This is a genomic window from Candidatus Poribacteria bacterium (assembly GCA_021295715.1).
Lineage (GTDB): Bacteria > Poribacteria > WGA-4E > WGA-4E > WGA-3G > WGA-3G.
In genome coordinates this window covers 27141-40357 of record JAGWBV010000045.1, presented here as the reverse complement: position 1 = coordinate 40357, position 13217 = coordinate 27141, and the positions used below count along the sequence as shown (strand labels likewise).

At 48.0% G+C, this 13217-nt stretch carries 11 protein-coding genes; 8 read left to right on the top strand and 3 right to left on the bottom strand.

The features are described from left to right. Window positions 1–851 (bottom strand): glycosyltransferase family 39 protein (locus J4G07_12680; protein ID MCE2414850.1); only part of this gene is annotated, 851 nt, incomplete at its 3' end. Window positions 852–1369: 518 nt separating this feature from the next. Between J4G07_12680 and J4G07_12675 the strand changes: the two genes are divergently transcribed. From J4G07_12675 to J4G07_12665, 3 genes are all read left to right on the top strand, one after another. Next, a complete protein-coding gene (locus J4G07_12675) occupies window positions 1370–2089 on the top strand; it encodes a hypothetical protein (GenBank protein MCE2414849.1) in 720 nt (239 codons plus the stop codon). A 249-nt stretch (window positions 2090–2338) separates the two neighbouring features. Further along, the gene (locus J4G07_12670) at window positions 2339–3676 is read left to right on the top strand and encodes an ammonium transporter (protein ID MCE2414848.1); all 1338 of its coding nucleotides are present in this window, start codon (window positions 2339–2341) and stop codon (window positions 3674–3676) included. A gap of 805 nt (window positions 3677–4481) precedes the next feature. Beyond that, entirely contained in the window at window positions 4482–5750 is a 1269-nt protein-coding gene (locus tag J4G07_12665) for an ammonium transporter (protein MCE2414847.1), read from the top strand. A 294-nt stretch (window positions 5751–6044) separates the two neighbouring features. Here J4G07_12665 and J4G07_12660 read toward each other — a convergent pair whose 3' ends face one another. Together J4G07_12660 and J4G07_12655 are read right to left on the bottom strand one after the other, a co-directional pair. Then, a complete protein-coding gene (locus tag J4G07_12660; GenBank protein ID MCE2414846.1) occupies window positions 6045–8051 on the bottom strand; it encodes an acetylxylan esterase in 2007 nt (668 codons plus the stop codon). A gap of 60 nt (window positions 8052–8111) precedes the next feature. Beyond that, entirely contained in the window at window positions 8112–8780 is a 669-nt protein-coding gene (locus tag J4G07_12655; GenBank protein ID MCE2414845.1) for a hypothetical protein, read from the bottom strand. A gap of 298 nt (window positions 8781–9078) precedes the next feature. Here J4G07_12655 and purD point away from each other — a divergent pair, with 298 nt between their 5' ends. The 5 genes from purD to J4G07_12630 all read left to right on the top strand — a co-directional run bounded on the left by purD (window position 9079) and on the right by J4G07_12630 (window position 13166). Next, window positions 9079–10353 (top strand): phosphoribosylamine--glycine ligase, encoded by a 1275-nt coding sequence (purD, locus tag J4G07_12650; GenBank protein MCE2414844.1) that lies wholly within the window; start codon window positions 9079–9081, stop codon window positions 10351–10353. Window positions 10354–10612: 259 nt separating this feature from the next. Next, a complete protein-coding gene (locus J4G07_12645; GenBank protein MCE2414843.1) occupies window positions 10613–11131 on the top strand; it encodes a DUF2250 domain-containing protein in 519 nt (172 codons plus the stop codon). A gap of 87 nt (window positions 11132–11218) precedes the next feature. Further along, entirely contained in the window at window positions 11219–12427 is a 1209-nt protein-coding gene (locus J4G07_12640; GenBank protein ID MCE2414842.1) for a VWA domain-containing protein, read from the top strand. Next, window positions 12427–12765, top strand: coding sequence for a type II toxin-antitoxin system RelE/ParE family toxin (locus tag J4G07_12635; GenBank protein MCE2414841.1), 339 nt, complete (start codon window positions 12427–12429; stop codon window positions 12763–12765). The genes J4G07_12640 and J4G07_12635 overlap by 1 nt, the downstream gene beginning before the upstream one ends. Then, window positions 12762–13166: a hypothetical protein gene (locus J4G07_12630; GenBank protein ID MCE2414840.1), complete on the top strand. Its 405-nt coding sequence runs from the start codon at window positions 12762–12764 to the stop codon at window positions 13164–13166. Before J4G07_12635 ends, J4G07_12630 begins: the two co-directional genes overlap by 4 nt. Window positions 13167–13217: the final 51 nt, after the last annotated feature.

Below are 13217 nucleotides of genomic sequence, written 5' to 3'. Positions count from 1 at the left end.
GCGACGTTTTGAAGCTGCGATGCGATCAGAAAAAGAATTAACGGGATACCCGCATAACAGAGCAAAAAAAGTGTGGCTCTATTGAATCGCGTCGTGATGGGCGCGAAAAAGGCGGTAACAGCAATTGGAATACTCACGCCTTGAACCAACGTTAGCACAATATAGAGGGGACTCCGCTGCCATACGTTACGTCCCCACCCGGAGAAAAGGTAACCCCGAACTTGTGGAAGCGCGAGAGCCAGCACCGGTATCGCGAACGGGATAAAAAAGATGAGTAGATTCAGCCACCGCTTTCTATCAGATTTTTCTAATAGACACATCACGGCATACGCAGCTAAAGCTGGAACGATCACAACGGCGAGGGTATGTGAAAGAATTAAACAGAAACAGGAAACGAGCGCGCCTATCGTCAAGAGCGTTGAATCGCGTTCGAGGGCTGTATAGAAAAACCATGCCGTTAGGACACCAAAGAAAAAGGTAAAGACCGGATAGCGCGCATTTTGTGCCCAAAATAGGTGCCAACTTGAGCATGCCACAAATGCACTGCTAAGGAGTCCGATCCGCCAAGTGAAGAGTGTGCGTCCTATCCCAAAAACCATGGGGATCGAGGCAATTCCGACTATGCACGGAATTAAGCGACTCCCCCACTCACGACTGCCAGCAATTGAGATTGATAGTTTCACCGCAAGATACGGAATCGGGTTTGGGATAACTCGCCAGCTGTCAAGTGAAAGGTTTTGTGCATCTCGAACCGTGAAAGCCTCATCAATCCAGAAACTCCATTGCCCGAGGTTCCAAAACCGGAGGGTTGTCCCGAACAGGACAACAAGGCTTACAATCACTATTTGCATCTTTTTTGGGCAATGTTTTGTTGAAAATTTCAGCATTTTTCTTATAAATCCGCCCCTCACTTAATGGTTAACGGTTAACAGGGATGGATAAAGATTTTCTGTGTGTAGCAGTCATAAACGCTGTGATTACCACAGATCCCTACTGACACGCAACAGCCAATAAACCGATAGCCGAAAGTGAACATAGCGAACGCACCGACTGCCGATAGCCAATTGGCACGCGTTTTGCTTTAAACGAAACAGGTGCACAATAAGCACTGGTGAAAGCCTGCTCCCTTTTATTCAAAAGTGTTGAAAAAGACAGGCAAATTCACTATATCACAAATTTATGCTGAAGTCAAGCGGTCGCTTTCTCCATGTCGGGGCATACAGTTTTCTGTAGGAGGGTACTCCGATTCCCGACTTCTGTGGGAACGAGCACCAGTTCGCGACTGGCATTTTCGCACCGTGAAAGTACGTTGCTCAAATTTAATATAACCTTGTAGACGCGTTTCAAAGCGCGTATAAAGGAGATTTTGATGAAAACGCATACGTTTTGGTTGGTTCGTTTGTTAGTAATGGTTTGTATTTTTGCAGTTGGTAGTATCCCCATGGTTTATGCTGATGCCCATGAAGCCGGTGAAGAGATGGAAATGGAAGAAGAGGCATCAGGTGCTTCCGGTTGGTTCCGTACCGATACAGATAGCTTAGGAACACAGATCTGGGTCGGTGCCAGCCATTCCCCAAGTTTCCTCGGTGGTCTTTCTTTGGATACCGATATTTACGTCGTTGGGACATTCGGTGAGTTAGACATCGGACTCGGTATTCCAGTTGTTGATAGTGATTCACTGTCTCTGAGCTTCCTCCCCATGGTCGGTATTGGGTTTGACTACGCTGCCCCGAACGGTCCCTCTTCCTTGATTGCACCCCAGTTGTTTACCTATCTCACTGCGGGTTCTATCTATTTTGAGTCGTGGATACAAGGGTTCTTGAATTCTATGTTCGATTATGGTGATGATTCTTTTTACACACGCAATTTTGTTCTCTATTCGCTGAATGATACCGTTGCTATCGGTCCACAAGTAGAAGTAACGTTTGATTTGACCGGAGGCGAAATCAGTAGTATAGCTCCAGGTCTCCGTGCCAATGTCGGCTATGGTGAAAATAATACGCTCGGTGTTTTTGTCGGATTTGAGACCCAAAAAGGTGATGATGAAACAGGAATTACCGGCAGAATGACTTTCGTCCGTTCCTGGTAAAGATAGTAAACGCCAGTTTGAAAATAGATCCGTAGGTCGGGTAGAGCGATAATATGACCTTTTCCAAGGTGCTTTTTGGCGAAATAGCGGTAGCGAAACCCGACATCCCGCTTTTATCAAACTCACGTTAGTAAAGTGTTAGTTGTTAGTTATCAGTTATTAGTAACAAGACAGCGGTGTAGTATCAATCTGCTTCACAGACGACTGACAACTGATAACTGACTGCTGTTCTACAAGGAGATTTCTCGAATGAAAAGTAAGGTTATCATAACAGTTTTGGTACTCACATGTTTGCTGAGCCTGAACGTTTTCGCCTTAAACGGATCCGTTGAGGGCGAGAAGGTTTCTGACGCAAAGTATATGGCAGACACATTGTGGGTGCTCCTCGCTGCATTTCTGGTTTTCTTTATGCAGGCAGGCTTCGCTATGGTGGAGTCCGGGTTCACCCGTGCCAAGAACGCCGTTAACATTTTGATGAAAAACTTGCTGGACTTCTCAATGGGTTCAATTGCGTATTGGGCGATCGGTTTTGCCATTATGTTTGGCACGGGTAGCGCATTCATGGGATGGAGTGGGTGGTTTGTTCCCGCTGATTCCACAGCATTTGCTTCATTGGAGTGGAGTTCTGTCCCGACACACGCCGCCTGGCTCTTCCAGTTGGTGTTCGCCGCAACCGCCGCGACGATCGTTTCTGGGGCAATGGCGGAACGGACACAGTTCAAAAGTTACCTAATTTATAGCGTCTTCATCACCGGTATCATCTACCCCATTGTTGGACACTGGATTTGGGGTGGCGGTTGGCTCTCAAGCATGGGGATGTCAGATTTCGCGGGATCTACAGTCGTTCACTCGACCGGTGGTTGGCTCGCTCTGACCGGTGCCATTGTCTTGGGTCCCCGTGCCGGTAAATACGATAGCGATGGAAATCCACGACCCATTGCTGGGCACAATCTCCCGCTCGCTGCACTCGGGGTCTTTATCTTGTGGCTCGGTTGGTTCGGGTTTAACCCCGGTAGCCAAATGGGGGCAGACGCGCTTGACATATCCAAAATTGCCGTAACCACGAACCTCGCTGCCGCTGCAGGTGCGATTACCGCTATGGTTACTGCATGGATTTTTCTTAGTAAACCCGATGCCGGTATGTCACTCAACGGTGCACTCGCTGGATTGGTAGCAATTACTGCCGGTTGTGCGTCTGTGAGCCCAGTCTCCGCTGCGATTATCGGTGCCCTCGGTGGTATTGTGGTCGTCTTAAGCGTTCTGATGTTTGAAAAACTTCGCATTGATGATCCTGTCGGTGCTATCTCAGTCCACGGGACGTGTGGAGCATTGGGAACAATTCTCCTCGGATTCTTCGACAGTTCCAGTGGCGTTTTCTTCGGTGGTGGATTTGCACTCCTCTGGGCACAAATCGTCGGTGTCGTTGCCGTGCTTGTATGGTGTCTCGTTACTGGCTTTATTCTCTTCTATGGAATCAAGGCTGTTACAGGTCTACGGGTCACTGAGGAAGAAGAACAAGCAGGACTGGACTACGGAGAACACGGCGCGAGTGCTTATCCTGACTTTAATGTTTCTTCAATACGTTAGGTATATTTGATATATTGCGACGGAGTCTTCGATCCAGATGGGACGGAGACTCACAACCGAATAGGAACGTCCACACGAAGTTTCACTTATATCCCTGAGTTTTACTTCATGTTCTGTGGGCGTTCCATTTTCCTATTTACAATAAATCTGTAGGTGTTTTGCTTGGGTGTTTCCCCTAGTGCTTGGGTTGAAGGGATTTTCCCTGTAGGGGCAGTCCCTTGTGGCTGCCCACATCCATCATTTTAGGAGTGACACAGCATTAGGTAGAGCGGTAAATACACCGAAAAAATCGCAGAATGTGGAGAGATAGGTCGTTCTTCAAGATACCTTCTGTCTCAATGACGGTAGCGAAACCCAACTTGACTTTTATCAAACTCACTTTACTATATGTTGAAATACCTCTCGAAATTAAGGCTTGATACTATTGCGGTATTCTGCTAAAATGCGGAATCAACAGCTTCTGGAAATTAGGCTCTCTTTTAGGACATGGTTAATGGGACACAACTGACTGTCCCTACAAAAATGGAAGTGGTAGACAAAGTTGTCTACCTTTACGGAATAACAGAACAAGCAATATCTGCTGAACGGCTATCGGTTATCGGAATCAGCACTTAAAGAGAAGCCCGGGGTAACAGAACCGCCTCTTAACTGACGGTTTCCGACTGCCGACTGCCGACAACTATTAACATGGAGGATACAGATGCAACAACGATGTGCATCACAATCTGCAAAGGAGCGATCTGGTTATACACGAATTAGAACGCTAATTGTTATTTTACTGCTCTGCGGTCTGCCGAGTTTAGCGATGGCACAAGACGCGACTGCTCCTGATTCAGGCGACACCGCTTGGATGCTTACGGCGACTGCTCTTGTGCTTTTTATGACGATTCCTGGGCTTGCCCTTTTCTATGGCGGGCTCGTACGCGTCCAAAATGTCCTGTCTGTGCTTATGCAATGTTTTGCATTGACAGGTTTGATTACGATCGTGTGGATTGTCTGTGGCTACAGTCTCGCCTTTAATACCGTTGGTATGGAAGCAGGGCAATTGACACTCACTTCTTTTGTCGGCGGACTCGGAACCATGTTTTTACGTGGTATCGGCGTGGACACCCTCTCTGGGACTATCCCTGAAACCGTCTTTATCACTTTCCAATTGACATTCGCCATTATCACACCCGCCCTCATCGCTGGAGCATTCGCCGAGCGGATGAAGTTCTCGGCAATGTTGATTTTTTCCGTGGTTTGGTCGATTATAGTATACGCGCCCCTCTGCCACATGGCGTGGTCGGGTGATGGCTCGTTGTTTGGTGATATTATCGGCGCACTTGATTTCGCGGGCGGAACCGTTGTGCATATTAACGCAGGTATCGCGGCGTTAGTTGCTGCCATCTTGGTCGGCAAGCGACTCGGTTACCAAACAATAGCAATGCCGCCACACAGTTTGACACTCACCGTTGTTGGTGCTTCGATGCTTTGGGTAGGCTGGTTCGGCTTCAATGCTGGGAGTGCTGTTGCTGCTGATGGTGCCGCTGGCATGGCGATGCTTGTTACCCAGATTTCAACGGCTACCGCCGCCGTTGCGTGGATGTTCGTTGAATGGGCAAAACACGGAAAACCGAGCGCTTTAGGCATTGTAACAGGTGCTGTGGCTGGCTTGGTCGCGATTACCCCTGCTTCAGGTTCTGTCGGACCGATTGGCGCCCTTGCTATCGGTATCGTCTCCGGCGTTGTGTGTTTCTGGGGTGCTACTACCCTGAAGTCGCAACTCGGTTATGACGATTCCTTGGATGCGTTTGGCGTTCACGGTATCGGTGGAATTGTCGGTGCCTTAATGACCGGCATTTTTGTCGCTGAGGGTTTAGGGGGTGTTGGACTCAGTGAAGGTATGACAATCGGAACACAGGTTTGGGCGCAACTACTCAGCATCATCATCACTGTCGTTTGGAGTGGCGTGCTTTCATTTATCATCCTCAAAATTGTGGATGCCACAGTCGGCTTACGCGTTGAAGAGGATGAGGAACGACAAGGACTTGATCTGTCGCAACACAACGAACGTGGATACAACCTCTCATAGAGGTATCTGATTTGAAATTAAGGGCGGACCGTAGTGTCCGCCCACTAAAAATAAAGAGACATTTTGTAGGGGCAGGTCTTGCGCTGCCCATGTATCACGTAAAAATAAAGAGACATTTTGTAGGGGCAGGTCTTGCGCTGCCCATGTATCACGCAAAAATAAAGAGACATTTTGTAGGGGCAGGTCTTGTGCCTGCCCATGTATCACGGCAGGTCTTGTGCCTGCCCATGTATCACGCAAAAATAAAGAGACATTTTGTAGGGGCAGGTCTTGTGCCTGCCCATGTCGCAAAGTCTATCCAATTACCTGTGTGATAATCTCTTCATCAGACATCTGGCCTTTCTCGACAATTAAGTCCTGACCTGCCCCGAGATTTTCATATACCTCAGCGATCCATCCTGTATCAAATACGTCACCCGTATTATGGATAGTCAGTGGTCGCGGTGCGACGAGGGTGCCAGCTGTCCGAAGATCTCCGACTCGACGGATGCTCGGTATCGGTAAAGTTTCCAAGAAAGCCGCATCATTATTGGATGTGTATTGTGCCGCATCCACAACAACGTTTTTGACCTCCGTAAATGCTGCCGCCAGCAAGCTCCACAATCCTGCTTCACCTATCCCGATCAGATTCACCTCTGAAATATCGCCTCTGTTTGTGAAGCAGCGCAGTGCCGTTACAATATCTTGCACGCGTAACGCCGCCGTTGTTCGGTTATAAGTGGTGAAGTAGTTCGTATCTTCCGATCTCTCATAGTCGCTATGCTCACCCGTCCCAAAAACATCAATGATTAGAACTTTCTGGTCAGCACTGAGTAAATCCGTGATGAGTGAAGAAGGTTCGCCTGTCTCCGAATTGATTAACTTCTCCTTACCCTCTGGATGAACAATCAGCGTTACCGGATCGTGTCCGACTTGGGGTTCTGGGCTAAATAGAAGTGCCGGGATCGCGTCCCCCATACCCTTTCTACCGATGACAAGGTGTCTCGACGATAAATTTGTATGGTAAGTTGTCGGAAACGCGCCTTCCGGTTCAATAAGCGTTACATCTGTGCTTTTTGGAATGTTTAACCCGAGAGCATGTTCTAACGCACTCCCCATTTCTTCGCGAAATGTTTGGAGTTCTGTTTCGTTCGTCGGCTTCAATTTTTCGATCGCTTGTTGAGACCTGTTCACCCAAGCCGGTAAAAACTCGTCTTGTTTCATGGTGTGCGGTGGTAGATCGCGTTCCGAGAAAACCAGCAGTGCCGCATCTGGTTCAACTTCAAATGTCACCTCTTTAAACGCCGAAGTATCCTCGGCTTCCAGAAACCATTTGGCGAACCATGCGTAGACCGCTTCACGGCTTTCTTTGTTGTAGTTATGCTCTGCGTCTACCTGAACCTGATGCACTTTGTCCTCTGCATCGAAGTGTGCATAGATACTGCGGATGGCAGGATATTCAACCGTGGGTGTTTTTACCGTCCAGTCACCTGTCGCCGACACAAGCAGGAGCGGACGCGGTGCCATCAGCGCACCGATCTCAATATTACTGACATCTAAACGGAGGTTTGGAGCATTTTCACAGATGCATCCGCCTTGCATCGTCGCTGAGATCATATTGACAGGTGCAGAGACCTTAATACGTTCATCAACCGCCGTCAATATAAAGGTTTGTGTCCCACCGCCTGATGCCCCAGTACATCCAATACGTTCATTATCCACGTCTGGCAGACTCTCTAAAAAATCGATGGAACTGATACTGTTCTGGAGTTGAAGTCCCATCGCGCTGAGTCCCCACAGTCCTTCATGCGCGCCGCCGTAACCGTGTTCTATCTGTTTGCCGCTGTCGTTATGACCGAGCATATCGTAGGCAAAAATGACGTAACCCTGTTTCGCGAAGTTGATACAGCGTCCGGGGATTGAACCGCGCTCGATACTCTCAAGCCTACCACGACTCCAATGTCCGTGTGGGCTTATAATCCCAGGAAAGGGTCCCTGTTTTCCAAGCGGACGGTACAGGTTTCCTGTTGTGAAGAAGCCGGGAAAGGGTTCAAAATGGACTTTTTCGATGCTGTAATCTTCCCGCTCGATTTTTCCGAATATCTCGGCATTTAAAGGGGTCGGTTCGTGTGTCGGAATTAAGCCGTTAGCAACGCGAATCTGCTGACGTAAGGCTTCGGCTTTTTCAGTCCATTCCGCTTCGGTATAGCCGGGAAAAGTATAGGGGGTGTTCAGGTCGCGTGAAGTGCCACCGCGGGCATCGTTGACACGCTGCGAAGCCTCAGTAAAAACATGGGCGAGTTCGTGATGTTGTTCAGCCATTATCTATTCCTCCGTTGTCAATCTACTGTTAGGATCCCACGCTTTAGCGAGGGGAGTATGTCAACTATCTGAAGCAGGTTCCTCATCCACCAACTTCGTTTCTATGTTATTGAGACTCTCCGCTATATTTGCAAATACATTAACCTCTTCCGCTATGAAATAGGCAGCAATTAAGAGCACTGCCCCAAAGAAAACGGAGATTACAAACAAAATCACACCTAAGATAAGATTTGGGGTTTCTCCAAGGTCTTGCGGTAAAGTACCCAGTAACCCACGGTCATGCAGCAAAAAAGTTAATAGTTTCGGGAGCCCAGATCCGAAAATTGAAGCCACAAACGATTGAACACCAGCTCCAATGAATCCAAGGAAACTTATTTCGCCCGCCAGTTGGATCATAATAACCGTAATAGATATTAAAATGAATTTCGGGTCATTATCAAGTGTTCTAATATTATTGGATCTGTTCCAAAACAACATAGCGAGGATTGTAGCAATGATGATGACGATGCAAACCTCCAAGATTGATCCAACGATGACAAGAATCCGTGAAGTCAATCCCGAATCGTTGCTTGCCCCTATCGTATCAACGCAGATCACAATACCCCACACACTAATACCTACAAGAATAGCCACCGCGAGGATTTTGAGGGAAATTGCAGCCCAACTCCGAAATTGTCTGCCGGATTCCAATGAATCAATCCATGTAATAATACCTCGCAGATAACGCATAAAATAATTCTCCTATCGTCATAGATTGTGCTCCGATACAGTGTATCTACGCCGTAAGTCAAACAGCGATTAGTATAGCAGGTCAAGCGCGGTTTGTCAAATTATGATTAGGACTTATCCACTGCTTCTTAAAGTCCCCTGATAAGGGGATTGACGGGGTGGTGCCTGTAGGAGGGAACTCCGATTCCCGACACCTATTCCCCTGATAAAGGCGGTTGACGCTGTCCAAATTAACTGGATATTCTTGATTTTCCGAACACATTCTGGTATAATACAGTCAAAAAGGATATGGAGTAGCATGAAAATTCTGGTTGTGGGGCAGGGCGGGCGCGAACATGCGCTCGTTTGGAAGCTTGCACAGAGTCCACTCGTCGAAAAAATCTATTGCACGCCCAGTAATGCTGGCATCGCGCAAATCTCAGAATCTATCTCGATGCCAGAGCGGTTCACTGACTTGGCAGATTGGGCGGTATCTGAAAACATCGCCTTAACCATTGTCGGACCCGAAGCACCCTTGGCTGATGGGATCGTTGATGTGTTCAGTGAACGCGGGCTGAAGGCATTTGGTCCCGATAAACGCGCAGCTCGCTTGGAAGCAAGTAAAGATTTCGCCAAGCAACTGATGGTAAAAAACGGAATCCCGACAGCGGAACACCAGACGTTTACGGATGCCGAAACAGCGATGGCGTATATCGAAGATCGCAATGCACCTGTTTTCGTCAAGGCAAATGGACTCGCTGCTGGAAAGGGCGTTATCCCCGGACGTACCTTCAAAGAGGCGTTGCAAGCCGTCACAACGATTCTGGTTGATAGGACGTTCGGAGCGGCTGGCGATAGTGTCGTCATCGAAGAGGAACTCATCGGCGAGGAAGCATCCTTCACCGTGCTTACCGACGGCACTTACTGCCTACCTTTCGTCAGTTCTCAGGACCACAAGATGTCACACGATGGTGATACTGGCAAGAATACCGGAGGGATGGGAGCATACTCCCCCGCACCAGTAATTACACCAGAATTGCACGACGATGTAATGCAACGCATTGTCTACCCTACCGTCAAGGGTATGGCGGCTATCAGAAGACCCTTCAAAGGTGTCCTATACGTCGGATTGATGATTACGGAGACCGGTCCGAAAGTGATAGAATTCAACTGCCGTTTTGGAGACCCCGAAGCACAAGTTCTTTTTCCTCGCCTCAAAAGTGATTTAATCCCTTTGCTAATCGCTTGTATTGATGGGACACTTGAACAGCACGCTGACGTGCAATGGCATAACGAAGCAGCGGCGTGCGTTGCTATGGCTTCTGGAGGGTATCCAGACCCATATCAAACAGGGAAAGTTATCACGGGGCTTGAAGATGCGAATGCAATTGAAGGCGTTACGGTCTTTCACGCAGGAACGGAGCAGAATGGCGAGAACATCGTCACAGCTGGTGGTAGAGTGTTGGGTGTCACTGCTGTTGCTGGCAGATTACACGATGCCATTCAACGCGCATATCAAGGCGTTTCTGCTATTCAGTTTGACGATGCACATTATCGGAAAGACATCGGGTATCGGGCATTGGGACGGGATTGAGATACTCATATAACCCAAGTTGCTACTTGACAGGCTCCATAGGGGTCAATTTAGGGTTTTCAGGGTCCCGTAGGTTGGGTAGAGCGGAACAGAAAACAGAGATGTGAATGTGCCAAATACCCGTGAAATCCGACCTATTGGCATATCCACTCAAGAACGCAGCGAAACCCAACTTCATACCGGCAGGGGTCCGGACACTTCACATAACGAAGAAAGGTGGAACTTGAGTTAGTATATGGTGTTGTAATGGTGAAAAGATATGGCAGTTGAACTCACCTACAAAATTGCGAAGTGCTGTACCCCTCAAGAAGGAGACGCAATCACTGGTTACTTCAAGGAAGACAGCACGATAACTGTTCATCACGCCGCCTGTAATGCAGTGCAAAACCTACGATCAGAGCGGTTATTGGCAGTCGCGTGGGATGAAATTCGGACAACCGAGACTCCGACGGATTCCGTTGCATTGCCCCCTGAGCTCGCTGATCTTGATGAAACCGATTACTTTATACTCAAACACCATCAAGAATTGGGAATGGACTACTCTATCGTTGTCGCTGAAACCTTGAGAATTCCGCTTGAAGAGACGCACCAACGGCATCGCAAATTGAGAGATCTGGGCGGTTTGAAACGGGTTGAAGGGCGGATCATCCACTATCGAAAAAATATCGTCAAAGGGAAATGGATTAAGCACCGGAATCACACCTATTATGAACTGACATCTGAAGGCAGAACATGGATCCAAGCTTTTGAAAATCAGCAAGACACCTCAGTAACGTAGGCATTCAAAAACCCAAAATATGTTGCTTGCTAACCTATAATTACAAAATATGCTGTAAAAAAGAAACGAAACGCGGAGGACTTTATCATGTTAAATCATTTGCTAAACTGGGGCATTGATGCACGACGACGTAAAAACCGCACGCGCTCTGTTATTTTATTATCGCTTATTCTGCACATGATTATCGCGATTACCTACCTGTTTCTCCCAATCAATCAACTCAGCCAAGAACAGGCGGATGCCCTCGCTGTTGACTTGATTAACGATGCTGATGCACCCAGAAAACGGAAACCGAAACCGAAACCACCGCTCACGAAGAAGATGTTTAATCCGAACGAGGAACTCGCCAGAGACGCGATGGAGAAAAAAATTGAAGCCGCTCGGAATGAGATAGATGAGGTCATGAAACTCAGTCCACGTGTTGTTCTCAAAGATGTAGAGGTCAACAAGGCACCAGTGAGTGAGATTATTCCAGATGTGATGACGGACGCACAATTACGGGATGCGGAAGCCTCAAATCTCAGCAGACTTATCGCACAACCCGGGCGCACTGATGGACGCGGTATTGTTACCAATAGGGTCCGAGCACGCGGCGACGGGATGGGCAGATTCCGTGGCGGTGGACAAGACGGCTCCGACGGTGGACTTCTCGGTGGTGGAGGAAAGGACGGCGCATCGGATCGACTCGGTGTCATTGATTTCCTCGACGAATTCGGAGGTCCCAAAGATGTCGTCTACTGTCTTGATATAACCGCAAGTATGCAGGCTGCTGGAATGAAAAAATTACCACTGGCAATAGACGCTCTCAAAGATTCCGTAATGATGTTAGGGAACAATGACACACTGAACATTGTCGCGTTTTCCAACACAGCGAAACCTATGAGCGAGGAAATGCTACCCGCGAACCCCGCGAACATAAAACGGGTCTTGAAGTATCTTGACAGATTCACACCGAGAAGTATACAGGGCAATGTGGACACGAACATTCTCTCCGCTATTAAAGCCGCCTTAACGTTTGAACCGACTGTTGTTGTTTTGATAACAGACGGTTTGCCCCAGGTAGATGAGGGAGCGGGTGTCTATATTGAGACAAACACACAGAAAATTCTTGATATTGTGCGTGAACATAACCGTAACAACGCTGTTATCTACGTGGTAGCACTTGAGATTGATTTGAAACGCTCACATGGTGCCGAACTCCTTGTCTCTCTTGCTGAGGAATATGGTGGGAAAATAAAGGCTATTGACGGTGGGCAATTGTTTGAATTCGCAGAACAGGATGGACTGACCGATTAATGCGTAGCACACGCCCACGAGAACTGCAATTCTATAAGGCTCCAAATGGCAGAGAACCTTTTACTCAATGGTTCAAAACCATTCGGGATACAAGGGCACAAAGTAGTATCCGGTCAAGATTTATCTATCTTGAGCAGGGGAATTTCGGGGATTACCGTTCTGTTGGTGATGGTGTTTTTGAACTGCGTATCCATGTCGGAGCAGGGTATCGTGTTTATTTTGCCGAGGTAGATAACACTATCGTGCTTTTGCTCTGCGGTGGCGACAAGTCATCGCAGGCACAAGATATTCAACGGGCAAAAACCTATTGGCAAGAATACAAAGAGGTACACACATGAGAAAATTAAGAAAATGGCGTGATGTTCTCATCGAAGAGCTTACTGACGACCACGAGGCTACCGTTGGATTCCTTCAAGCAGTATTAGCGGATTACCAAATATACGGAGACCCTGCTGCGTTGGGAAGCGCACTCCGAGCAGTTATAGACGCTAAAGGCGGGATATCGGAACTTGCCAAAAGAACTGAAACGGATCCACAAACACTCTTGGAAGTGCTTTCATGTGAGGCTGCGCCGCGCGTTGATAGACTCGTAACTATTCTTACCGCGCTTGGATGTCGCCTTTCAATTGAATCCTTGGAGAGCGAAGACTTGCGTCCAGCGCGTGTAGGTGTGGATGCTCCGGTTGCACCGCCAGAGGGAATCAAACCCGATACGATTCTCGCCACAGATAACAAGTAGGATTGGACCCAATAAACCTGCTTAATTGGTATAACACGAATTGGAGTAAAA

Excerpts from the sequence above, each read along its gene's own strand:
- J4G07_12675 (MCE2414849.1), top strand. The coding sequence starts at position 1,370 with ATGAAAACGCATACGTTTTGGTTGGTTCGTTTGTTAGTAATGGTTTGT.
- J4G07_12670 (MCE2414848.1), top strand. The coding sequence starts at position 2,339 with ATGAAAAGTAAGGTTATCATAACAGTTTTGGTACTCACATGTTTGCTG.
- J4G07_12665 (MCE2414847.1), top strand. The coding sequence starts at position 4,482 with ATGGCACAAGACGCGACTGCTCCTGATTCAGGCGACACCGCTTGGATG.
- J4G07_12660 (MCE2414846.1), bottom strand. The coding sequence starts at position 8,051 with ATGGCTGAACAACATCACGAACTCGCCCATGTTTTTACTGAGGCTTCG.
- J4G07_12655 (MCE2414845.1), bottom strand. The coding sequence starts at position 8,780 with ATGCGTTATCTGCGAGGTATTATTACATGGATTGATTCATTGGAATCC.
- purD (MCE2414844.1), top strand. The coding sequence starts at position 9,079 with ATGAAAATTCTGGTTGTGGGGCAGGGCGGGCGCGAACATGCGCTCGTT.
- J4G07_12645 (MCE2414843.1), top strand. The coding sequence starts at position 10,613 with ATGGCAGTTGAACTCACCTACAAAATTGCGAAGTGCTGTACCCCTCAA.
- J4G07_12640 (MCE2414842.1), top strand. The coding sequence starts at position 11,219 with ATGTTAAATCATTTGCTAAACTGGGGCATTGATGCACGACGACGTAAA.
- J4G07_12635 (MCE2414841.1), top strand. The coding sequence starts at position 12,427 with ATGCGTAGCACACGCCCACGAGAACTGCAATTCTATAAGGCTCCAAAT.
- J4G07_12630 (MCE2414840.1), top strand. The coding sequence starts at position 12,762 with ATGAGAAAATTAAGAAAATGGCGTGATGTTCTCATCGAAGAGCTTACT.